Origin of the sequence: Streptomyces sp. NBC_00075, from assembly GCF_045041225.1 — a bacterium.
In the GTDB taxonomy this organism is placed as follows: domain Bacteria; phylum Actinomycetota; class Actinomycetes; order Streptomycetales; family Streptomycetaceae; genus Streptomyces; species Streptomyces adonidis.
The window spans coordinates 8,669,816-8,692,422 of the sequence record NZ_CP108243.1 but is presented as its reverse complement, the minus strand read 5'-3'; the positions used below and the strand labels follow the sequence as shown (position 1 = coordinate 8,692,422).

20 protein-coding genes are annotated in these 22,607 nt (G+C 69.3%); 8 read left to right on the top strand and 12 right to left on the bottom strand.

Translation table 11 applies throughout. From position 1 onward, the window contains the following. Positions 1-11 precede the first annotated feature (11 nt). From OG787_RS38100 to OG787_RS38075, 6 genes are read right to left on the bottom strand one after another with little or no spacing between them, the layout of a single operon-like run. The gene (locus tag OG787_RS38100; RefSeq protein WP_369037504.1) at positions 12-1,268 is read right to left on the bottom strand and encodes a cysteine desulfurase; all 1,257 of its coding nucleotides are present in this window, start codon (positions 1,266-1,268) and stop codon (positions 12-14) included. Continuing rightward, positions 1,265-2,029, bottom strand: coding sequence for a Fe-S cluster assembly ATPase SufC (gene sufC, locus OG787_RS38095; RefSeq protein ID WP_369037503.1), 765 nt, complete (start codon positions 2,027-2,029; stop codon positions 1,265-1,267). The genes OG787_RS38100 and sufC overlap by 4 nt, the downstream gene beginning before the upstream one ends. 7 nt (positions 2,030-2,036) lie before the next feature. Next, a complete protein-coding gene (locus OG787_RS38090; RefSeq protein ID WP_105975095.1) occupies positions 2,037-2,360 on the bottom strand; it encodes a non-heme iron oxygenase ferredoxin subunit in 324 nt (107 codons plus the stop codon). Beyond that, positions 2,360-3,547, bottom strand: a complete 1,188-nt coding sequence (sufD, locus tag OG787_RS38085; protein ID WP_405538294.1) for a Fe-S cluster assembly protein SufD — start codon at positions 3,545-3,547, stop codon at positions 2,360-2,362. Before sufD ends, OG787_RS38090 begins: the two co-directional genes overlap by 1 nt. Before the next feature lie 59 nt (positions 3,548-3,606). Next, a complete protein-coding gene (sufB, locus tag OG787_RS38080) occupies positions 3,607-5,031 on the bottom strand; it encodes a Fe-S cluster assembly protein SufB (RefSeq protein ID WP_369037501.1) in 1,425 nt (474 codons plus the stop codon). Then, positions 5,028-5,804, bottom strand: coding sequence for a helix-turn-helix transcriptional regulator (locus tag OG787_RS38075; RefSeq protein ID WP_369037500.1), 777 nt, complete (start codon positions 5,802-5,804; stop codon positions 5,028-5,030). Before OG787_RS38075 ends, sufB begins: the two co-directional genes overlap by 4 nt. Before the next feature lie 229 nt (positions 5,805-6,033). On the opposite strand from OG787_RS38075, the gene OG787_RS38070 reads away from it, so the two are divergent. Genes OG787_RS38070 through OG787_RS38060 form a run of 3 tightly spaced genes read left to right on the top strand, consistent with a single transcriptional unit; the run spans position 6,034 to position 8,811 of the window. Then, entirely contained in the window at positions 6,034-6,957 is a 924-nt protein-coding gene (locus tag OG787_RS38070; RefSeq protein ID WP_369037499.1) for an ABC transporter ATP-binding protein, read from the top strand. Further along, positions 6,954-7,736, top strand: coding sequence for an ABC transporter permease (locus tag OG787_RS38065; protein WP_405538292.1), 783 nt, complete (start codon positions 6,954-6,956; stop codon positions 7,734-7,736). Before OG787_RS38070 ends, OG787_RS38065 begins: the two co-directional genes overlap by 4 nt. 58 nt (positions 7,737-7,794) lie before the next feature. Next, the gene (locus tag OG787_RS38060; RefSeq protein WP_405538291.1) at positions 7,795-8,811 is read left to right on the top strand and encodes a COX15/CtaA family protein; all 1,017 of its coding nucleotides are present in this window, start codon (positions 7,795-7,797) and stop codon (positions 8,809-8,811) included. A 15-nt stretch (positions 8,812-8,826) separates the two neighbouring features. On the opposite strand, the gene OG787_RS38055 is transcribed toward OG787_RS38060, so the two are convergent. The 4 genes from OG787_RS38055 to OG787_RS38040 all read right to left on the bottom strand — a co-directional run bounded on the left by OG787_RS38055 (position 8,827) and on the right by OG787_RS38040 (position 12,200). Continuing rightward, complete coding sequence (locus OG787_RS38055; protein ID WP_405538289.1) at positions 8,827-9,594, bottom strand: nucleotidyltransferase; 768 nt, start codon at positions 9,592-9,594, stop codon at positions 8,827-8,829. Then, positions 9,591-10,718: an amidohydrolase family protein gene (locus OG787_RS38050; RefSeq protein WP_405538288.1), complete on the bottom strand. Its 1,128-nt coding sequence runs from the start codon at positions 10,716-10,718 to the stop codon at positions 9,591-9,593. Before OG787_RS38050 ends, OG787_RS38055 begins: the two co-directional genes overlap by 4 nt. A gap of 119 nt (positions 10,719-10,837) precedes the next feature. Continuing rightward, complete coding sequence (locus OG787_RS38045; RefSeq protein WP_369037494.1) at positions 10,838-11,152, bottom strand: hypothetical protein; 315 nt, start codon at positions 11,150-11,152, stop codon at positions 10,838-10,840. Positions 11,153-11,282: 130 nt separating this feature from the next. After that, positions 11,283-12,200, bottom strand: coding sequence for a heme o synthase (locus tag OG787_RS38040; protein ID WP_405540709.1), 918 nt, complete (start codon positions 12,198-12,200; stop codon positions 11,283-11,285). 428 nt (positions 12,201-12,628) lie between these two features. Between OG787_RS38040 and tkt the strand changes: the two genes are divergently transcribed. From tkt to pgl, 5 genes are read left to right on the top strand one after another with little or no spacing between them, the layout of a single operon-like run. Then, positions 12,629-14,716 carry a transketolase gene (tkt, locus tag OG787_RS38035; protein ID WP_405538286.1) on the top strand — a complete coding sequence of 696 codons (2,088 nt, stop codon included), beginning with the start codon at positions 12,629-12,631 and terminating at the stop codon, positions 14,714-14,716. A gap of 33 nt (positions 14,717-14,749) precedes the next feature. After that, entirely contained in the window at positions 14,750-15,868 is a 1,119-nt protein-coding gene (gene tal / locus OG787_RS38030; RefSeq protein WP_369037492.1) for a transaldolase, read from the top strand. 4 nt (positions 15,869-15,872) lie between these two features. Beyond that, complete coding sequence (gene zwf, locus OG787_RS38025; RefSeq protein ID WP_369037491.1) at positions 15,873-17,396, top strand: glucose-6-phosphate dehydrogenase; 1,524 nt, start codon at positions 15,873-15,875, stop codon at positions 17,394-17,396. After that, complete coding sequence (opcA, locus tag OG787_RS38020) at positions 17,393-18,463, top strand: glucose-6-phosphate dehydrogenase assembly protein OpcA (RefSeq protein WP_369037490.1); 1,071 nt, start codon at positions 17,393-17,395, stop codon at positions 18,461-18,463. Before zwf ends, opcA begins: the two co-directional genes overlap by 4 nt. Then, positions 18,460-19,245: a 6-phosphogluconolactonase gene (pgl, locus tag OG787_RS38015; protein WP_369037489.1), complete on the top strand. Its 786-nt coding sequence runs from the start codon at positions 18,460-18,462 to the stop codon at positions 19,243-19,245. Before opcA ends, pgl begins: the two co-directional genes overlap by 4 nt. 282 nt (positions 19,246-19,527) lie before the next feature. On the opposite strand, the gene pgi is transcribed toward pgl, so the two are convergent. After that, complete coding sequence (gene pgi / locus OG787_RS38010; RefSeq protein ID WP_405538285.1) at positions 19,528-21,180, bottom strand: glucose-6-phosphate isomerase; 1,653 nt, start codon at positions 21,178-21,180, stop codon at positions 19,528-19,530. Between the two features lie 56 nt (positions 21,181-21,236). Next, positions 21,237-22,523, bottom strand: coding sequence for an MFS transporter (locus OG787_RS38005; protein WP_369033712.1), 1,287 nt, complete (start codon positions 22,521-22,523; stop codon positions 21,237-21,239). Positions 22,524-22,607: the final 84 nt, after the last annotated feature.

The window sequence follows — 22,607 nt, the reverse complement described above, 5'->3', positions numbered from 1 at the left end:
CAGCCAGCCCCTCAGCCGAAGAAGTTCCGTACGTGCTCCAGACCGTCGATCAAAGCATCGATCTCGGCGGGCGTGGAGTACAGATAGAACGACGCTCGCGTGGTCGCGGGAATTCCGTAGCGCAGGCAGACCGGGCGGGCGCAGTGGTGGCCGACCCGGACGGCGATGCCCTGCTCGTCGAGGACCTGGCCCACGTCGTGCGGGTGGATGTCACCGAGCGTGAAGGAGATCGCCGCGCCCCGGTCCTCGGCCGTGGTCGGGCCGATGATCCGCAGGTCGGGAACCTCGCCGAGCCGCTTCACCGCGTACTCGGTGAGCGCGTGCTCATGGGCGAGGATCTTGTCCATGCCGATCGCCGACAGGTAGTCGATCGCCGCTCCCAGGCCGACCGCCTGGGCGATCGGCGGGGTGCCCGCCTCGAACTTGTGCGGGGCGGGAGCGTACGTCGACGAGTGCATCGACACGGTCTCGATCATCTCGCCGCCGCCGAGGAAGGGCGGCAGGTCCTCCAGGAGTTCCTGGCGGCCCCACAGCACGCCGATGCCCGTCGGACCGCACATCTTGTGGCCGGTGAAGGCCACGAAGTCGGCCTGGAGGGCCTGTACGTCCAGCGGCATGTGCGGCGCGGCCTGCGAGGCGTCGATCAGGACCAGGGCCCCGACCTCCTGCGCCCGGCGCACGATCTTCTCGACCGGGTTGACCGTGCCCAGGATGTTGGAGACCAGCACGAAGGAGACGATCTTCGTCTTCTCCGTGATGACCTCGTCTATGTTCGAGAGGTCGAGCCGGCCGTCGTCCGTGAGGCCGAACCACTTCAGCTTCGCGCCCGTGCGCTGCGCGAGCAGCTGCCACGGCACGATGTTGGAGTGGTGCTCCATCTCCGTGATGACGATCTCGGTCTCGTGGTCGACCCGGTAGGGCTCGTCGGCCCAGCCGAGCATGTTGGCCACGAGGTTGAGCGACTCGGAGGCGTTCTTGGTGAAGATCACCTCGTCGCGGCTGGGCGCGTTGATGAACGCGGCGACCTTGTCACGCGCGCCCTCGTACAGCGCCGTGGCCTCCTCGGCGAGCACATGGATGCCACGGTGCACATTGGCGTTGTGCTGCTCGTAGTACTCGGAGAGGGTGTCGATGACCTGGCGGGGCGTCTGGGAGGTCGCCGCGTTGTCCAGGTACACGAGCTTCTTGCCGTCGTGGAGCACCCGATCGAGGATCGGGAAGTCCTTACGGATCGCCTCGGTATCGAGGAGGCCCGGCAGCTGGGTCACTCGGATGCGCCACCCTTCGTGTAAGCCTCGTAGCCCTCGTTCTCCAGCTTGTCGGCCAGCTCCGGACCGCCGGACTCGGCGATCCGGCCGTCCGCGAAGACGTGGACGTGGTCGGGCTTGATGTAGCGCAGGATGCGCGTGTAGTGGGTGATCAGCAGGGTGCCGACCTCACCGGTCTCGCGGACGCGGTTGACGCCCTCGGAGACGATCCGCAGCGCGTCGACGTCCAGACCGGAGTCCGTCTCGTCGAGGATCGCGATCTTCGGCTTGAGCAGCTCCAGCTGGAGGATCTCGTGGCGCTTCTTCTCACCGCCGGAGAAGCCCTCGTTGACGTTGCGCTCGGCGAAGGCGGGGTCCATGTTGAGACGCTGCATGGTCTCCTTGACCTCCTTCACCCAGGTGCGCAGCTTCGGCGCCTCACCGCGGATGGCGGTGGCGGACGTACGAAGGAAGTTGGAGACGGAGACACCGGGGATCTCGACCGGGTACTGCATCGCCAGGAACAGGCCCGCGCGGGCGCGCTCGTCGACGGACATCTCCAGGACGTCCTCGCCGTCGAGGGTGACGGTACCGCCGGTGATCGTGTACTTCGGGTGACCGGCGAGCGAGTAGGCGAGGGTCGACTTGCCGGAGCCGTTGGGGCCCATGATGGCGTGGGTCTCGCCCTGCTTCACGGTGAGGTCGACGCCCTTGAGGATCTCCTTCGTGGCGTTGTCGGCCTCGACGGTGACGTGCAGGTCGTGGATTTCAAGCGTTGCCATGGGTTCCTCAGGACTCCTGGGTGAGGGAGACGAGCACGTCGTCCCCTTCGATCTTTACGGGGTATACGGGGACGGGGCGCGTCGCGGGAAGGCCGGACGGCTTGCCGGTGCGGAGGTCGAAGCTGGAGCCGTGCAGCCAGCACTCGATCTGACAGTCCTCCACCTCGCCCTCGGAGAGCGAGACGTTCGCGTGCGAGCAGATGTCGTGGATCGCGAACACCTCACCCTCGGTACGGACGACCGAGACCGGCGTGCCGTCGAGTTCCACCCGCTTCGGGGTGTCCTCGTCCAGCTCGCTCAGCCCGCAGGCCCGCACAAAGGTGGTCGACATCAGACCGACGCCTCCAGCTCCTCGTCGATCTTCGTGAGAAGGCGCTGCTGGATGTCGTCGACGCCGATCTGCTGGACCAGCTCGGCGAAGAAGCCGCGCACGACCAGCCGGCGGGCCTCGTCGGCCGAGATACCGCGGGCCATCAGATAGAACAGCTGCTCGTCGTCGAACCGCCCGGTCGCGCTGGCGTGCCCGGCGCCGACGATCTCACCGGTCTCGATCTCCAGGTTCGGTACGGAGTCCACGCGGGCCCCGTCCGTGAGGACCAGGTTGCGGTTCATCTCGTAGGTGTCGGTGCCCTCGGCCTTGGCCTCGATGAGCACGTCACCGATCCACACCGCGTGGGCGTCCTGGCCCTGGAGCGCGCCCTTGTAGACGGCGTTCGACTTGCAGTGCGGGGTGTTGTGGTCGACGAGGAGGCGGTGCTCCTGGTGCTGCCCGGCGTCCGTGAAGTACAGGCCGAACAGCTCGGCCTCGCCACCGGGGCCGGCGTAGGAGACGCGCGGGTGGAGGCGTACGAGGTCGCCGCCGAAGGTGACCACGAAGGACTTGAAGGTGGCGTCGCGGCCGATCAGCGCGTTGTGCTGGGCGACGTGCACGGCCTGGTCGTCCCAGTCCTGGACGGAGACGACGGTGAGCTTGGCACCGTCCCCCAGGACGTACTCGACGTTGGCGGCGAGCACGGCGTCACCGGTGTGGTCGATGATCACGACGGCTTCGGCGAAGGCGCCCAGCTCGATGACCTGGTGGCCGTAGGCCACACCACCCTCGCCGTGCACGGCGACGCGGATCGGCTCGGCGAGGACCGCCTCCTTGGGGACGGTGATCACACCGGCCACCTCGAAGGAGGAGTACGCCTGGGCGGCGACGCGGTCCACGGGGGTGCCGGCCCGGCCGAGGCGCGCGTCGTCACGGCCGACGGCCTCGACGGTGACGCCCTCGGGTGCCTGGACGTCCACCTTCACTCCGGCGCCGGTGGCGACCGCGGTGCCGTCGTGCAGCCCGCGCAGCCGGTCCAGCGGGGTGAACCGCCACTCCTCCTCGCGGCCGTGGGGGACGGGGAAGTCCGCCACGTCGAAGGAGGGGGGCGCGCTCATGCGCGTGGCGACGGTCGACTCGGCCGCGGCCGCAACCGCGATCGAGCCGGCGGTGGTGCTGCCCACCGGGATGTTCTGAACCTCAGCCATGGCTGTCGGTCTGCTCTCTTTCCTGCGTAAGTGGCTTGATGGGGAGGACGGTCGGCACGTCAGCCGACCGAGCCCTCCATCTGGAGCTCGATCAGCCGGTTGAGTTCGAGCGCGTACTCCATGGGCAGTTCCTTGGCGATCGGCTCGACGAAGCCGCGCACGATCATCGCCATCGCCTCGAACTCGGTCAGACCGCGGCTCATCAGGTAGAAGAGCTGGTCGTCGGAGACCTTGGAGACGGTCGCCTCGTGGCCCATGGACACGTCGTCCTCGCGGACGTCGACGTACGGGTACGTGTCGGAGCGGGAGATGGTGTCCACCAGCAGCGCGTCGCACAGCACGTTGGACTTGGAGCCGTGGGCGCCCTCGCCGATCTCGACGAGACCGCGGTAGGACGTACGGCCGCCACCGCGCGCCACGGACTTCGAGACGATGTTGGAGGAGGTGTTCGGCGCCATGTGGACCATCTTGGAGCCTGCGTCCTGGTGCTGGCCCTCGCCCGCGAAGGCGATGGAGAGGGTCTCGCCCTTGGCGTGCTCGCCCATGAGGTAGACGGCCGGGTACTTCATCGTCACCTTGGAGCCGATGTTGCCGTCGATCCACTCCATGGTCGCGCCCTCGTAGGCGACGGCGCGCTTGGTGACCAGGTTGTAGACGTTGTTCGACCAGTTCTGGATGGTCGTGTAGCGGCAGCGGGCGTTCTTCTTGACGATGATCTCGACGACCGCGGAGTGCAGGGAGTCGCTCTTGTAGATCGGCGCCGTACAGCCCTCGACGTAGTGCACGTAGGCACCCTCGTCGACGATGATCAGGGTCCGCTCGAACTGGCCCATGTTCTCCGTGTTGATACGGAAGTAGGCCTGGAGCGGGATCTCGACCTGCACGCCCTTGGGCACGTAGATGAACGAGCCGCCCGACCACACAGCGCTGTTCAGCGAGGCGAACTTGTTGTCGCCGACCGGGATGACGGTCCCGAAGTACTCCTTGAAGAGCTCCGGGTGCTCCTTCAGCGCGGTGTCGGTGTCGAGGAAGATGACACCCTGCTCCTCCAGGTCCTCACGGATCTGGTGGTAGACGACCTCCGACTCGTACTGCGCGGCGACACCGGCGACCAGGCGCTGCTTCTCCGCCTCCGGGATGCCGAGCTTGTCGTAGGTGTTCTTGATGTCCTCGGGCAGATCCTCCCAGGACTCCGCCTGCTTCTCCGTGGAGCGCACGAAGTACTTGATGTTGTCGAAGTCGATGCCCGACAGGTCCGAGCCCCAGTTCGGCATGGGCTTCTTCTCGAAGAGGCGCAGGCCCTTGAGGCGGAGCTTGGTCATCCACTCGGGCTCGGACTTCTTCGAGGAGATGTCGCGGACGACGTCCTCGTTGATGCCGCGCTTGGCAGCGGCACCGGCCGCGTCGGAGTCGGCCCAGCCGTATTCGTACGTGCCCAGACCCTCCAGCTCGGGGTGGGCAGTCTCCTCGATGGGGAGCGTCATGCTGGGTTCCTCCCGGCGGTACGTGCAGATGCTTTATGGGTGGTGGTGGACAACTGTGGGGCGGGTGAAGCTGAGGCGTGTGAGGCCTTGGGGATGAACGTCGTGCACACACCGTCGCCGTGGGCGATGGTCGCGAGCCGCTGGACATGCGTGCCGAGCAGCTGGGAGAAGATCTCCGTCTCCGCCTCGCAGAGCTGCGGGAACTTTTCCGCGACATGGCCCACCGGGCAGTGGTGCTGGCAGAGCTGCTCTCCGACCGGTGCGCTGCGCGCCGTAGCAGCGTACCCGTCCGCGCTCAGGGCCTTGGCCAGGGCTTCGGCGCGCTTCTCGGGGCCTGCGGCCTCGATCGCCTCGCGGTAGCCCTCGGCCTGCTCGGCGAACCGGGCCCGCGCGAAGGCGAGCACCGCCTCGTCGCCGCCCTCGCGCGCGGCGATCCAGCGCAGCGCGTCCATGGCGAGCGTGTCGTACGACTGGTCGAAGGCGTCGCGTCCGCAGTCGGTGAGCGCGAAGGCCTTGGCGGGCCGGCCACGGGTACGTGCCCCGTAGACCCGCTGCTCTCGCGGTTGTACGACGTCATCGGCGACCAGCGCGTCAAGGTGACGGCGTACGGCCGCGTGGGTCAGGCCCAGTCGCCCGGCGAGTTCGGCGACGGTCGACGGACCGTGGTCCAGGATGGACCGCGCGACCCGGTTGCGCGTCGAGCGCTCACCGGTCGCGAGTTCCTCCTGAGGGGCACCCATGGGAGCCTCCCGATCCTCGCCGACGTATTTCACAACACCATTGTTGCGTAATTCCTCAGAGCGCGGCAAGCCGCGTCCACCCCTCACGACGGTGCCCTGCATCACTTAGGCTCACCTAACCTGACCTGCGCAAACGATCTTTGATCGATCACCGGACCGCCCCCGAGCAGCACGGGAGCACGCCCGACCCCTGGCCCGCACCGATGCCGGATCAGGCCCCCGCGCACCTGGGTGACACCTCCCGTACCTAGACTCTGGACCCATGCGAAGCGAGCCCGTGGTCCAGGTCCAGGCCCTGGTGAAGCGGTACGGCACGAAGACCGCGGTGGACGGCCTCGACCTGGTGGCCCCGGCGGGCATCACCGCCGTACTCGGTCCGAACGGCGCGGGCAAGACGACGACCATCGAGACGTGCGAGGGATACCGCAGACCGGACTCCGGGACGGTACGTGTGCTGGGCCTCGATCCCGTACGGGAAGCCGCCGCTCTCCGCCCCCGGGTCGGCGTGATGCTCCAGTCCGGCGGCGTCTACTCGGGCGCCCGCGCCGACGAAATGCTCCGCCACGTCGCCAGACTCCACGCCCACCCGCTCGACGTGGACGCCCTCATCGAACGCCTGGGCCTCGGCAGCTGCGGCCGGACGACCTACCGCCGCCTCTCCGGGGGCCAGCAGCAGCGCCTGGGGCTCGCGATGGCGGTCGTCGGCCGCCCGGAACTGGTCTTCCTCGACGAACCGACCGCCGGCCTGGACCCCCAGGCCCGCCGCGCCACCTGGGACCTGGTCCGCGACCTGCGCACCGACGGCGTCTCGGTCATCCTCACCACCCACCACATGGACGAGGCCGAGCAGCTCGCCGACGACGTCGCGATCATCGACGCCGGCAAGGTCATCGCCCAGGGCACCCCGGAACAACTGTGCCGGGGCGGCGCCGAGAACACCCTGCGCTTCACGGGCCGCCCGGGCCTGGACGTGGGCTCCCTGCTCAAGGCCCTCCCCGCGGACTGCACGGCAGCCGAGCTGACCCCGGGCGCCTACCGCGTCGGCGGCAAGGTCAACCCGCAGCTCCTCGCGACGGTGACGTCGTGGTGCGCACAGCACGGGGTGATGCCGGACCGGATCTCGGTGGAACGGCACACCCTGGAAGACGTCTTTTTGGAGCTCACGGGCAAGGAACTGCGCTCATGACGACCACCACGACCGCGACAGGCACCTACATCCCGCAGCCGGGCGCCGCCCCGCTCCCCCGCATGATCGGGGCGCAGGCGGCCCTGGAGACGAAGATGCTGCTGCGCAACGGCGAGCAGCTGCTCCTGACGGTGATCATCCCGGCCCTGCTCCTCCTCCTGTTCGGCTCGATCGACATCGTCGACACGGGAGCCGGCAAGGCGGTCGACTTCCTCGCTCCCGGCATCCTCGCGCTGGCCGTGATGTCGACGGCGTTCACGGGCCAGGCGATCGCGACGGGCTTCGAACGCCGCTACGGCGTCCTGAAGAGACTCGCCTCCTCCCCGCTCCCCCGCTGGGCCCTGATGACGGCGAAAACGGCATCCGTACTGGTCACCGAGATCCTCCAGGTCGCCCTGCTGACGGCGATCGCCTTCGCGCTCGGCTGGTCCCCGCACGGCAATCCCTTCGCCGTGCTCCTTCTGCTCCTCCTCGGCACGGCCGCTTTCTCGGGCCTCGGCCTGCTGATGGCGGGCACCTTGAAGGCGGAGGCCACGCTGGCCGCCGCGAACCTCGTCTTCCTGCTGCTCCTGGTGGGCGGCGGGGTGATCGTCCCGCTGGACAAGTTCCCGCCCGGCGCCCAGGACGCCCTGGCCCTGCTGCCGATCTCGGCCCTCTCGGACGGCCTGCGGGACGTGCTCCAGCACGGCGCCGGGATGCCGTGGGGCGACCTGGGGATCCTCGGAGTGTGGGCGGTCGTGGGGCTGGCGGCGGCGGGCCGCTTCTTCCGCTGGGAGTGACCGAGGGAGCAGACCCCCGGGTACCCCTCGTGAAAGCGTGCACAAGCAGCCGCCTACGATGGGACGCGTGCCAAAGATGACCCCCGCCGAGGCCCTGTCCGCCCTGCGGAACCCCCTCGCCTTCATCGCCGCCCGCTGGACGCCGACCCCTCGGACCGTGCAGCGCGCCGCGCTCGCCGCGCTCGTCATGTCGGTGGTCATCGTGGTGACCGGCGGTGCCGTACGGCTGACCGGATCGGGGCTCGGCTGCCCGACCTGGCCCAAGTGCACCGACGACTCGCTGACGACGACCAGCGCGATGGGCGTCCACGGCGTCATCGAGTTCGGCAACCGCATGCTGACGTACGTCCTGTGCGCGGCCGTCGGCTGGGCGATCATCGCCGCCCGCTCGGAGAAGCCGTACCGCCGCAGCCTCACCCGGCTCGGCTGGGCGCAGTTCTGGGTCGTCATGAGCAACGCGGTCCTGGGCGGGATCGTCGTCCTGGTCGGTCTCAACCCGTACACGGTCGCGGCCCACTTCCTGCTCTCCTCGGCCCTGATCGCGGTCGCCGCGGTGATGTGGCAGCGCACGAAGGAGGGCGACGAGGCGCCCCGCCCGCTGGTCGGCAAGGCCGTGCAGCAGCTGGTGTGGTTCCTGGTGGCCGCCACGGTGCTGCTGATCGCGGTCGGCACGGTGGTGACCGGCTCGGGCCCGCACGCGGGCGACTCAAGCGAGATCGAACGCATGCCGCTGAACTGGGAGAACGTCAGCAAGCTGCACGCGGTGCTCGCCTGGGTCGTGGTGACGCTGACATTCGCCCTGTGGTTCGTCCTGAAGGCGGTCGACTCCCCCAAGGGCCCGCTGGACCGCACGCGGGACCTGTTCCTGATCCTGCTCGCGCAGGGAATCATCGGATACGTCCAGTACTTCACGAACCTCCCCGAGGTCCTGGTCGGCCTCCACATGCTCGGCTCGGCGCTGGTGTGGATCGCGGTCCTCCGCGTCCGGCTGGCCCTGCGCGAGCGCCGGGACACCGCCGCCCTGGCCGACGTACCCGGCCCGGCGACCGAGGCGACGGTCGGCACGCGCGCGTAGACGTTTTTCAGGACATCAGCCGTACGAGGCCACCAGGCGGTCGATCGCGGGCCCCAGGAAGCCCCGCGTCAGCTCTGCGCGCCGCTCGGGCCACCCGTCTCCCACAGGCCGGCCCTCCTGCCGGTACCGCCGCCGTGCGATGTCCTCGACGACCTCCATCGGCGCCCCCAGCCCCGGCAGCAGGTCCAGCGCCTCCCGTTTCGATATCAGGCTGCCCTCCCGCACGGTCATGGTCGCCCGCGCGAAGGTGACCAGGCCCAGGTCGACCCACACGTCTCGCGTCCAGAGCCGGGCCTTGTCCACAGCGGGTCGGTAATTGTCGCGCAGGTCACGCACGACGTAGTCGGTCAACTGCCGGTCCCGCACCAGCGGAAGCAGCTCCCCTGGCACCTTCCCGTACAGCACCCGTCCGAAGGAGTGCAGCTCGCGCCGGGTCACCGGGGAGACGGTCCGCCGGAACAGCTGGCTGTGCGCCCAGGTGAGGTGCCGCCACTCGGGATTGGCCGTCGTCGCGTCGGACAGGTAGGTGCAGTGCAGCAGCGGGGCGAGCGGGTGGGTGCGGAGACGGGCGTGCAGCTCGGCCACGTTCCAGGCGGTGGCCGGTCCGATCGGCCCGGCCAGGACGGCGATCATGTCGAGGTCGCTGCGGCCCTCCTGGTAGTCGCCGCCGCCCAGTGATCCGTGGGCCCAGACGGCGACCGGGGCGAGCGCGCGCACCTCACCCAGGAAGCGGTCCAGTAAGGCTTCGGTCAGGGCGTTCGTCCGGGTCCCGTGTGTCGTCATGCCCCCTGTCTGTACAGCTGGCCCAGCCCGTACACCCGTCGCGCGTTCCCCGCGGCGATCAACCCGGCCACCCGTTGCGCGTCCCCCAGCGACCAGGCCCCCTCGGCGACCCAGCCGCCGAGCACCCGGCCGAGGGCCTCGCGGAAGAGCCGGGCGCCCACCACATGGAGTTCGGGCAGGCCCTGGGCACCGCTGGAGAAGATGATCTTGCCGAAGGGGGCGAGTTCGAGGATCTCGGCGAGGATGGCGGCGGCCCGGGCACCGGTACGGACCATGGCGGCGCCCAGATCGGCGTACACATGCGGGAAGACACCGGCGAGGTGGGCCGCGTGGCGGTGGTACGGGTATCCGTGCAGCAGCACCAGGTCGGTGCCGAGTCCGGCCGTCGCGCGGACGAAGTCGGTGAGCAGGACCGGGTCCGTACGGTCGATGCGCATGCCGGGTTCGCCGAGCCCGGCGTGGAGTTGGAGCGGCAGGCCCGAGGCGACCGCGATCCACAGCAGATGGCGCAGCAGCACCGGGTCGCTGAGCGCGCCGCCGACCCGGCGTCCGGCCAGCCAGCGGCCCGCCGCGCCCCGCACCTCTCCCGGCCCCGGCGGATCGGGCGCGAGCGCCAGTCCGTGCCGTACGCCCGCCACGGAGGTGAAGGCCACGGCGCTCGTGGCCGCGCCGTGCACCGACTCGGCGAGGTTGGCTAGGAAGGACTCGACGGTGCCGGAGGTGTCGGCGACCTGTTCGGCGAGGAGTTCGAGCCGGACGATCTCATGGGCCTCGGCAGCGCCGGCGGAGGCCATCTCATCGGGCCCGGTGAGGTCGCCGGGCAGCCCCGCGTCGACCAGATATGTCGTGATTCCGCTGCCCCGCAGCAGCCGCCGGCCCGACTCCAGTACGCCGAGTTCACGACGCCGGGCGAGATAGCGGGCGGGGGGAGCGTGCGGCTCCAGGCCGAGCAGCGGGGGGCACCAACGGCGTACGGCGAACCCGGTCTGGGTGTCGAAGAGGGTCGTCCCGGCGGCGGGCGGCCCCTCGGTACGCGCGAGCTGGGCCTCGAAGGTGCCGAGGCCCAGCTCTGTTCTCAGTACGCCGTGGCAGTACTGGTCCACGAGGGACGGCGTTTCGATCATCCGGGCTCCCCGTGTCTGGACCGTGTGTTCCTAAGGTCCTAACGGGTGAACCGACTGTCAGGTGTTGCTCTCGCACACCCCGTGGGAATGAGCGGCGCCGATCGGCCACTCCCCACGCCTCATGAGTTGCTGGGCCCGCCGACCTGGATCCCCGCCATGCGCGTCCACTCGTACGGGCCGGTCGTCACCTTGGCCGCGAACTCGCCGTCGAAGTCCTCGTGGACGGTGATGCCGGCCTTCTCGACGGCCTGCTGGGCGATCTCGTACGAGGGAGCCACCAGGTCGCCCCAGCCACCGTCCTCACCGACGAGCACGATCCGGGCCCCACGCTCCCCGATGTACGCCACCTGCCCCTCGGCCCCACCATGCTGCTTGGCGAACCCGTTGATCTGCTTGGCGAGCTTGGCCGCCGTCCGCTCCTGCGTATCTGCCATGCCGAGGATGCTACCGACGGGTAGACCGGCTGGCGACGGCAGGGCGAAGTGGCCTTGGCCACGAGCCCTTCAGGGGCGCGGGGAACTGCGCGACCAGCCCCCACCGAACCCGTAGCCGACTATGAGCCCATCACCGCAGGAAGGGATCCACAGCCACAGCCACGAACAGCAGCGACACATAGGTGATCGACCAGTGGAACAGTCGCATCTCCTTGAGCTTCCCGCCGGCCACCTCAGCCCGCGCCCGCCCCTGCAAGGCATGCGCCTCCCACAGCCACCAGCCCCCCGCCGCGAGCGCCACCGACGTATAGAACCAGCCGGTGTAACCGAGCGGGGTGAGCAGCAGCGAGACCACGACCATCGCCCAGCTGTACGCCACGATCTGCCGCGCCACCGTCTTGTTGGAGGCGATCACCGGCAGCATCGGCACGCCCACGCGCGCGTAGTCCTCCTTCACCTTCATGGACAGCGGCCAGTAGTGCGGCGGGGTCCAGAAGAAGATGACCAGGAAGAGGATGAGCGGCGCCCAGGAGAGCGAGTCCGTCACGGCGGACCAGCCGATGAGGACCGGCATACAGCCCGCGATGCCGCCCCACACGATGTTCTGTGACGTACGCCGCTTGAGGATCATCGTGTAAATGACCACGTAAAAGAGGAGGGCGCCCAGCGACAGCCAGGCCGACAGCCAGTTGACCGTGAGGCCGAAGAGGAGGGTGGAGGCGACGGCGAGGGTGATGCCGAAGGCCAGGCACTCGCGCGGGCTGACCATGCCGGTGACCAGCGGACGCTGCGACGTGCGGTCCATCAGCGCGTCGATGTCACGGTCGATGTACATGTTGAGCGCGTTCGCGCCGCCCGCGGAGAGATAGCCGCCGACACAGGTGAGGAGCACCAGACCCAGGTCCGGCACCCCCTGCTCCGCGAGGAACATCACCGGAACGGTGGTGATGAGCAGCAGCTCGATGATCCGCGGCTTCGTCAATGCCACGAACGCCATGACCCGGGCCCCGAACGGCCGTCGGCTCGGGCTCTGGCTCGTCCCGATCATCCCCGCTGGACGGGATTCAACGGCCGTCACGCACACCCCTGACAGAGACATTCCAACAAGCCTCCCGGTGTGAAGTCCCGGTAAAGGCTCGCGCTTACCACGCCACTCTAGACGTTGCCCAGACCCCGCCCTTCGCGGGGGTGGGGTCGTGTTGAGGGGTGCTTTGTGATGGGCGTGACGTGGCTCGATTGAGCAGTTGGACCGCCCGCTTCGTATTCACCAGCCGAATGCCGATCACACTGGTCGGGCAGCGGTCCGGCAGAGGCCGGGAGGCGGATCCGAAGCAGTCCCGGCAGTCTGGAATGACTCGAAAAGCTGCACGTTCTTACGAGGGTAGGCTCGACAAAGGCCGAGGGTGTCAGCCCCCGGCAGCCGGTGGACACCGAGGACGCCGGCATTAGACATGTGGAGAGGAGCCCTGACCCAGGGTGAGCACCAAGCCGACCACCACAGACCTCGAGTGGACCGAGTTGGACCAGCGGGCCGTCGACACCGCCCGCGTCCTGGCCGCCGATGCCGTACAGAAGGTCGGCAACGGCCATCCCGGTACGGCGATGAGCCTGGCCCCCGCCGCGTACACCCTCTTCCAGAAGGTGATGCGGCACGACCCGGCGGACGCCGACTGGGTCGGGCGCGACCGTTTCGTGCTGTCCGCCGGCCACTCGTCCCTGACCCTCTACACCCAGCTGTACCTGGCCGGTTTCGGCCTGGAGCTGGACGACCTGAAGGCGTTCCGGACGTGGGGTTCGAAGACCCCCGGCCACCCCGAGTACGGGCACACGACAGGCGTCGAGACGACGACCGGTCCGCTCGGCCAGGGTGTCGCCAACGCCGTGGGCATGGCCATGGCCGCCCGCTACGAGCGCGGTCTGTTCGACCCGGAGGCACCCGAAGGGGAGTCCCCGTTCGACCACTTCATCTTCGCGATCGCCGGTGACGGCTGCCTCCAGGAGGGCATCTCCGCGGAGGCGTCCTCGCTGGCCGGCCACCAGAAGCTCGGCAACCTGGTCCTGCTGTGGGACGACAACCACATCTCGATCGAGGGCGACACCGAGACGGCGGTCTCCGAGGACGTCGTCAAGCGGTACGAGGCGTACGGCTGGCACGTCCAGCGGATCGCCCCGAAGCCGGACGGCGACCTCGACCCGCACGCCATCTACAACGCCGTCCAGGCCGCGAAGAAGGTGACGGACAAGCCGTCGTTCATCGCGATGCGCTCGATCATCGCCTGGCCCGCCCCGAACGCCCAGAACACCGAGGCCGCGCACGGCTCGGCGCTCGGCGACGACGAGGTCGCGGCCACCAAGCGTGTCCTCGGCTTCGACCCGGAGCAGTCCTTCGAGGTCTCGGACGCGGTGCTGAACCACACGCGTGAGGCCCTGGAGCGCGGGCGCCAGGCGAAGGCGGAGTGGGAGAAGTCGTTCCAGGAGTGGCGCAACAACAACGCCGAGCGCGCCGCCGAGTTCGACCGTATCTCCGCGGGTGAGCTGCCCAAGGGCTGGGAGGAGAAGCTCCCGGTCTTCGAGGCGGGCAAGGGTGTCGCGACGCGTGCCGCGTCCGGCAAGGTCCTCCAGGCACTGGGCGCCGTCATCCCGGAGCTGTGGGGCGGCTCGGCCGACCTGGCCGGCTCGAACAACACCACGATCGACGCGTCGAGTTCGTTCCTCCCGGCGGACAACCCGCTGCCGGAGGCGGACCCGTACGGCCGCACGATCCACTTCGGTATCCGTGAGCACTCGATGGCCGCCGAGATGAACGGCATCGCGCTGCACGGCAACACCCGTGTCTACGGCGGTACTTTCCTCGTCTTCTCCGACTACATGCGTAACGCGGTACGGCTGTCCGCGCTGATGCACGTGCCGGTGACGTACGTGTGGACGCACGACTCCATCGGCCTCGGCGAGGACGGCCCGACGCACCAGCCGGTCGAGCACATCGCGTCGCTGCGCGCCATCCCAGGCCTGAACGTCGTCCGCCCGGCGGACGCCAACGAGACGGCCATCGCCTGGCGCGAGATCCTCAAGCGCTGGACGAAGGTCTTCGGCAAGGGCGCCCCGCACGGCCTCGCGCTGACCCGTCAGGGCGTACCGACGTACGAGGCCAACGAGGATGCCGCGAAGGGCGGTTACGTCCTGTTCGAGGCGTCGAACGGCACCCCCGAGGTCGTCCTGATCGCGACCGGCTCCGAAGTGCACGTCGCGGTCGCCGCGCGTGAGCTGCTGGAGGCCGAGGGCACGCCCACGCGCGTGGTGTCGATGCCGTCGGTGGAGTGGTTCGAGGAGCAGTCCCCGGAGTACCGCGAGAGCGTTCTCCCGGCCGCCGTCAAGGCGCGTGTCTCCGTCGAGGCCGGTATCGGTCTCACGTGGCACAAGTACGTCGGTGACGCGGGTCGCATCGTTTCCCTGGAGCACTTCGGTGCGTCGGCCGACGGCAAGGTCCTCTTCCAGGAGTTCGGCTTCACTGCCGAGAACGTGGCCGCCAAGGCTCGGGAATCCCTCGCCGACGCCCAGCGCTGACGCTCACATACGACACGTAGGAGATGTAATTCCATGACAGACGCACTCAAGCGCCTCTCCGAGGAAGGCGTCGCGATCTGGCTGGACGACCTGTCGCGCCAGCGGATCACGTCCGGCAACCTCGCCGAACTGATCGACCAGCAGCACGTCGTGGGCGTCACGACCAACCCGTCGATCTTCCAGAAGGCGATCAGCAGCGGTGACGGTTACGAGCAGCAGCTCACCGACCTCGCCGCCCGCAAGGTCACCGTCGAAGAGGCGATCCGCATGATCACGACGGCGGACGTCCGTGACGCCGCCGACATCCTGCGTCCGGTCTTCGACTCGACGCAGGGCCAGGACGGCCGGGTGTCGATCGAGGTCGACCCCCGTCTCGCCCACAACACCGCCGCGACCGTCGCCGAGGCCAAGCAGCTGGCCTGGCTCGTCGACCGTCCGAACACCCTGATCAAGATCCCGGCCACCAAGGCGGGTCTCCCGGCGATCACCGAGGTCATCGGCCTCGGGATCAGCGTCAACGTCACGCTGATCTTCTCCCTGGAGCGCTACCGCGAGGTCATGGACGCCTACCTGGCCGGTCTGGAGAAGGCCAAGGACCGCGGCCTCGACCTGTCGAAGATCCACTCCGTGGCGTCCTTCTTCGTGTCCCGCGTGGACACCGAGATCGACAAGCGGATCGACGCCCTGGGCACCGACGCGGCCAAGGCCGCCCGTGGCAAGGCCGGTCTCGCCAACGCGCGGCTCGCCTACCAGGCGTACGAGGAGGTCTTCTCGACCGACCGCTGGGCGGCCCTCGACAAGGCGCAGGCCAACAAGCAGCGTCCGCTGTGGGCCTCGACCGGCGTCAAGGACAAGGCGTACAAGGACACCCTGTACGTCGACGACCTGGCCGCGCCGAACACCGTGAACACCATGCCGGAGGCGACCCTGTTCGCCACCGAGGACCACGGTCAGATCACCGGCAACACCATCGCCGGTACGTACGAGCAGTCCCGCGCCGAGCTCGACGCGGTCGAGAAGCTCGGGATCTCGTACGACGACGTGGTCCAGCTGCTGGAGGACGAGGGCGTCGAGAAGTTCGAGGCGTCCTGGACCGACCTGCTCAAGTCGACCGAGGCGGAACTGGCGCGCCTCGCCCCCTCGGAGGGCTGAAACCTTGTCAAGCAGCAACCCGCTGCGTGACCCCGCAGACCGACGGCTCCCGCGTATCGCGGGGCCGTCGGGCCTGGTCATCTTCGGGGTCACCGGCGACCTGTCACGCAAGAAGCTGATGCCTGCCGTGTACGACCTCGCCAACCGCGGGTTGCTGCCACCAGGCTTCTCCCTCGTCGGCTTCGCCCGGCGTGAGTGGCAGAACGAGGACTTCGCGGCGGAGGTCCACGACGCCGTCAAGGAGCACGCCCGTACGCCGTTCCGCGAGGAGGTCTGGCAGCAGCTCATCCAGGGGATGCGCTTCGTCCAGGGCACCTTCGACGACGACGAGTCGTTCGAGCGGCTGCGCTCGACGATCGACGAGCTGGACAAGGCGCAGGGGACGGGCGGCAACTTCGCCTTCTATCTCTCCGTGCCGCCGTCCGCCTTCCCGGTGGTCATCAAGCAGCTGAAGAAGCACGGTCTGGCGGACCAGGACAGCGGTTCCTGGCGGCGCGCGGTCATCGAGAAGCCCTTCGGCCACGACCTCAGGTCGGCGGAGGAGCTGAACTCGACCGTCGAGGAGGTCTTCGCCCCGGACCAGGTCTTCCGGATCGACCACTACCTCGGCAAGGAGACCGTCCAGAACATCCTGGCGCTCCGCTTCGCCAACCAGATGTTCGAACCGATCTGGAACCGGTCCTTCGTGGACCACGTACAGATCACGATGGCCGAGGACATCGGCATCGGCGGCCGGGCCGGCTACTACGACGGCATCGGCGCGGCCCGTGACGTCATCCAGAACCACCTCCTCCAGCTGATGGCCCTGACGGCCATGGAGGAGCCGGCCTCCTTCGACGCGGACGCGCTGGCCGCCGAGAAGACCAAGGTCCTCGGCGCGGTCAAGCTCCCGCCGGACCTGGGCAAGGACACGGTCCGCGGGCAGTACGCGGCGGGCTGGCAGGGTGGCGAGAAGGCCATCGGCTACCTCCAGGAAGACGGCATCGACCCCAAGTCGAAGACCGACACGTACGCGGCGATCAAGGTGGAGGTCGACAACCGCCGCTGGGCGGGCGTCCCGTTCTACTTGAGGACCGGCAAGCGCCTGGGCCGCAGGGTGACCGAGATCGCGGTCGTGTTCCAGCGGGCGCCGCACTCCCCCTTCGACCACACGGCGACGGAGGAGCTGGGCCAGAACGCGATCGTCATCCGCGTCCAGCCCGACGAGGGCATCACGGTCCGCTTCGGCTCCAAGGTGCCCGGCACCTCGATGGAGATCCGGGACGTGTCCATGGACTTCGCGTACGGCGAGTCCTTCACGGAGTCCAGCCCCGAGGCGTACGAGCGCCTGATCCTGGACGTCCTCCTCGGCGACTCGAACCTCTTCCCGCGCACCGAGGAGGTCGAGCTGTCCTGGCGGATCCTCGACCCGATCGAGCAGTACTGGGACAAGCACGGCAAGCCCGCCCAGTACCCCTCGGGCACCTGGGGTCCCGTCGAGGCCGACGAAATGCTCGAACGAGACGGACGGAGCTGGCGGCGCCCATGAAAATAGACCTCACGGACACCACGGCCAGCAAGGTCAACAAGGCGCTGGTGAAGGGGCGGCGTGCCATCGGCACCCCGGCCGTAGGCATGGTGCTGACCCTCGTCATCGTCACCGACGAGGAGAACGCGTACGACGCCCTGAAGGCCGCGAACGACGCCTCGCGCGAGCACCCCTCACGCACCCTGGTCGTCGTCAAGCGCGTCTCCCGCTCCCCCCGCGACCGTACGACGTCCCGCCTGGACGCCGAGGTCAGGGTCGGCGTGGACGCGGGCACCGGCGAGACGGTCGTCCTGCGCCTGTACGGCGAGGTAGTGGACCACGCCGACTCGGTGGTCCTCCCTCTCCTGCTGCCGGACGCCCCCGTGGTCGTCTGGTGGCCGGTGAACGCCCCGCTGGACCCTGCGAAGGACCCGCTGGGCGCCCTGGCACAGCGCAGGGTGACGGACACGTACGCGGCAGAGCAGCCGGTAAGGGAACTGGCGGCGCGAGCGGACGCGTACACGCCGGGCGACACGGACTTGTCGTGGACCCGGATCACCCCGTGGCGCTCGATGCTGGCCGCCGCCCTGGACCAGGTCACCTGCGAGGTGGACGCGGTCGAGGTGGAGGGCGAGGAGTTCAACCCGAGCTGCGAGCTGCTGGCGATGTGGCTGGCGGACCGCCTCGACGTCCCGGTGAAGCGCTCCCTGTCCTCGGGCCCCGGCCTGACGGCGGTACGCATGCGGACGAGCACGGGCCCGATCACCTTGGACCGGGCCGACGGCTCTCTCGCCACCCTCTCCATCCAGGGTCAGCCCGACCGCGCGGTGGCGCTCAAGCGCCGCGAGACGTCCGAGCTGATGGCGGAGGAACTGCGCCGCCTGGACCCGGACGACACGTACGCGTCGGCGCTGCGTTTCGGGGTGGACCGACTGGCGGCTCCGACGCCCCCCGAACCGCCGAAGGCGGCCCCGGTACCGTCGTCGGCACTGGCGCTGGAACCGGCGAGGAAGGCCCCTGCGGCAGAGGACACGGACAGGGCCACCCCCGCCCTGATGCCGCCGGTGAAGAAGGTGTCGGCGAAGTGAGTACGGCACCGCAGCTCGTCGTCCACCGCGACAAGGAGCTGATGGCCGAGGCCGCCGCGGCCCGCCTGATCACGAAGATCGTGGACGCGCAGGCGTCTCGTGGCTCGGCGTCAGTGGTGTTGACGGGCGGCCGCAACGGCAACGGCCTGCTGGCCGCCCTGGCCGCCGCACCGGCCCGGGACGCGATCGACTGGACCCGGCTCGACCTGTGGTGGGGCGACGAACGCTTCCTGCCCGAGGGCGACCCGGACCGCAACGTCACCCAGGCGAAGGCGGCACTGCTGGACGCGGTGCCGCTGGATCCGACGCGTGTCCACGCCATGCCCGCGTCGGACGGCCCGTACGGCTCCGACGTGGACGCGGCGGCGGAGGCGTACGCGGCGGAGCTGGCGAAGTCAGCGGGCCCGGAGAACCACGGTCCGGTCCCCACGTTCGACGTCCTGATGCTGGGCGTGGGCCCGGACACGCATGTGGCGTCCCTGTTCCCGGAGCTACCGGCGGTACGGGAAACGGACCGCACGGTCGTGGGCGTCCACGGCGCCCCGAAACCCCCACCGACCCGGGTCACCCTGACCCTCCCGGCGATCCGGGCGGCCAGGGAGGTATGGCTGCTGGCGGCGGGAGAGGACAAGGCGGGGGCGGCGTCGATAGCGCTGTCGGGCGCGGGCGAGATCCAGGCCCCCGCAGCAGGCGCGTACGGCAGACAACGCACCCTGTGGCTCCTGGACGCGGCAGCAGCGTCCCAACTCCCACGGACGCTGTACCCACCGGCGTCCCCCTGAGGAACGTCGACACCGGGTAGGGGCGGCGGGGGCGAGTTTTCTTCGCCCCCGCCGCCCCTACCCATTCCCATCCTCGGGGGCTACCGCCCCCGAACCCCCGCCACGGCCCTGAACGGGCCTTGTCCTCAAACGCCGGACGGGCTAAAAGATCAAGCACCGGCCGGCACCACCCAGCCCGTCCGGCGTTTGAGGACGAGGCCGTTCAGGCCGAAAGGGGGGTCTGGGGGCGCAGCCCCCAGGAACGGGATGGGACGGGTAGGGGCGGCGGGGGCGAGACAACCCCTACCTCCCGCGCAACTCCCGATACGTGGCCACCAGGGCGACGGTGGACGAGTCGAGGCCGGGGACATCAGCTCCTGTGGTGAGCGCGGGTTCGACGCGCTTCGCCAACACCTTCCCCAACTCGACCCCCCACTGATCGAACGAGTCGATGTTCCACACAGCCCCCTGCACAAACACCTTGTGTTCGTACAAAGCGATCAACTGCCCCAGCACCGACGGAGTCAACTCCCGAGCCAGCACAGTCGTCGTCGGATGGTCCCCCCGGAACGTCTTGTGCGCCACCAGCTCCTCCGGCACCCCCTCCGCCCGCACCTCCTCCGGCGTCTTGCCGAACGCCAACGCCTGCGTCTGCGCGAAGAAGTTCGCCATCAACAGATCGTGCTGACCCTTGAGCTCGTCGCTCAACTCCCCCACCGGCTCGGCGAACCCGATGAAGTCGGCCGGGATCAGCTTCGTCCCCTGATGGATCAACTGGTAGTACGCGTGCTGCCCGTTCGTCCCCGGCGTCCCCCACACCACCGGCCCGGTCTCCCACTCCACCGGCAGCCCGTCCCGCCCGACCGACTTGCCGTTGGACTCCATGTCCAACTGCTGCAAGTAGGCCGTGAACCTCGACAGATAGTGCGAGTAGGGCAGCACAGCATGCGACTGCGCACCAAAGAAGTTGCCGTACCAGATCCCCAACAACCCCAGCAGCAGCGGCACGTTCTCCTCCGCCGGAGCCGTCCGGAAGTGCTCGTCGACCAGCGCGAACCCGTCCAGCATCTCCCGGAACCGCTCAGGCCCGATCGCGATCATCAGCGACAGCCCGATCGCCGAGTCGTACGAGTACCGCCCACCGACCCAGTCCCAGAACTCGAACATGTTCGCCGTGTCGATCCCGAAGTCGCCGACCTTCCCGGCGTTCGTCGACAGCGCCACGAAGTGCTTCGCGACCGCCGCCTCCTCACCGCCCAGCCCCGCCAGCAGCCAGGAACGGGCCGAGGTCGCGTTCGTGATCGTCTCGATCGTCGTGAACGTCTTCGACGCGATGATGAACAGCGTCTCCGCCGGGTCCAGGTCCCGCACCGCCTCGTGCAGGTCGGCACCGTCGACGTTCGACACGAACCGGAACGTCAACTCCCGTGCCGTGAACGCCCGCAGCACCTCGTACGCCATCGCCGGACCGAGGTCCGAGCCCCCGATACCGATGTTGACCACGTTCTTGATACGACGGCCGGTGTGGCCCGTCCACGCACCCGAACGCACCCGCTCCGCGAACCCGGCCATCCTGTCCAGCACCCCGTGCACAGCCGGCACGACGTTCTCCCCGTCGACCTCGACCACCGCGTCCCGCGGCGCCCGCAGCGCGGTGTGCAGCACCGCGCGGTCCTCGGTCGTGTTGATCCGCTCGCCCCGGAACATGGCGTCCCGCAGCCCGAACACGTCCGTCGCGGCGGCCAGCTCGCGCAACAGTCGCAGCGTCTCGTCCGTGACCAGGTGCTTGGAGTAGTCGATGTGCAGATCACCGACCTGGAGCGTGTAGCCGGTGCCGCGCCCTGGGTCGGTCGCGAACAGGTCCCGCAGATGGGTGTCCGCCAGCTCCTCATGGTGCTTGGCCAGTGCCGTCCACTCGGGCGTCTGGTTGAGCCTGCTACGGCTGTCTGCGTTCATCTCGGACTTCCGCCTCTTTCGTGCCTGGGCCCCGCTGCCGGTCCCAACCTAATTGATCAACGCGCTGGTCGAACTGTCGTCGGACCGTCATCCGGTCGAACAACAGACACGTCCTCACCCACAGATACGTCCGGCTTCAGCCCCGGTATCAGCGAGGCGACCGACAGGACGAAGAAAGCCGCGGCGAGCAGCGCCGGCGTGTTCAGTCCCCACGCCGTCGCGACGGCTCCGCCCAGCAGCGCGCCCAGGGGTGCTCCGGCGACCGCCAGCGTCCGGAAGGCCGAGCTGACCCGGCCCAGCATCCCGGCGGGGCTGCGACGCTGCATCAGGGTCGTCGTGTTGACGTTCCACACCATCCCCATGACCCCGAACACCGCCAGGGCCGCCACCAGCGCGGCCAGGCTGCGCACCGTCCCCATGACGACCAGCGCGCCGGTCTGCACCGTACCGGCGAGCAGCACGGCCCGTATCCGCCCGATCCGGTTCACGAGCCGGCCGTTCAGCGCGCCGCCTGCGAGGCTGCCGACGGTGTACGCGGTCATCGCCGCCGCGTACCCTCCGTTGCCCGCGTCCAGCCAGCCCGTCACCAGCAGGACCATCGTGGCGATGAGGGCGCCCATGCCGACGTTGCACAGTGCCGTGGCCACGCACAGGCCACGCAGCGGTCTGTCGTGCCACAGGGTGCGCAGGCCGGCCGTGATCTCCGCGCGCAGGGTGCTGCCCGCCGGTCTCGGTGTCCGCGCGGGCACGTCGGGCCGCAGCGAGGCGACCAGGGCCGCCCCGACCAGGAAGGTGACGGCGTCGGCCGCGAAGGGCACGGCCGCTCCCAGCACGAGCAGTACGGGCACCACAGGGCCGGCCAGCAGACCGCCCGCGATGCGCTGGCCGGTCATCAGACGGGCGTTCGCGCCGCCCAGCGCTTCCTTGTCGACCAGGGTCGGCAGCAGGGCCGTCGAGGCGTTGTCGAAGAGGGTCTGGAGTGTGGTCAGCGCGAGGGCGAGCGCGATGAGCAGGCCGATCGAGGCGTGCCCGAGGCCGACGGCCACGGCGAAGCAGGCGACCAGCAGCCCTCGTACCGCATCGACCGTCCACATCGCGCGCCGCTGGTCCACGCGGTCCGCGACGGCTCCGCCGAGCAGTCCGAAGACCAGCCAGGGCAGATAGCCGCAGGCCGTCACGGAGGCGATGAGCAGGGGCTGGTCGGTGAGGGTCGTGGCGAGCAGGGGCAGGGCGGCCGTGCGCAGCGCGTCGCCGAAGCTGGAGAGGACGGCGGCGCTCCACAGCCGCCCGAATCCCCCGCGCCACGCGGGCGCACACGCTCCCGCCGTCTCGACCGTCGTCACAACTCCCCCTCGCGGTTCGCCGATTCACAAACCGTAGAGGGCACCACTGACAATCGGTCGGGGAGCCGGTGTGCGACGCCCCGT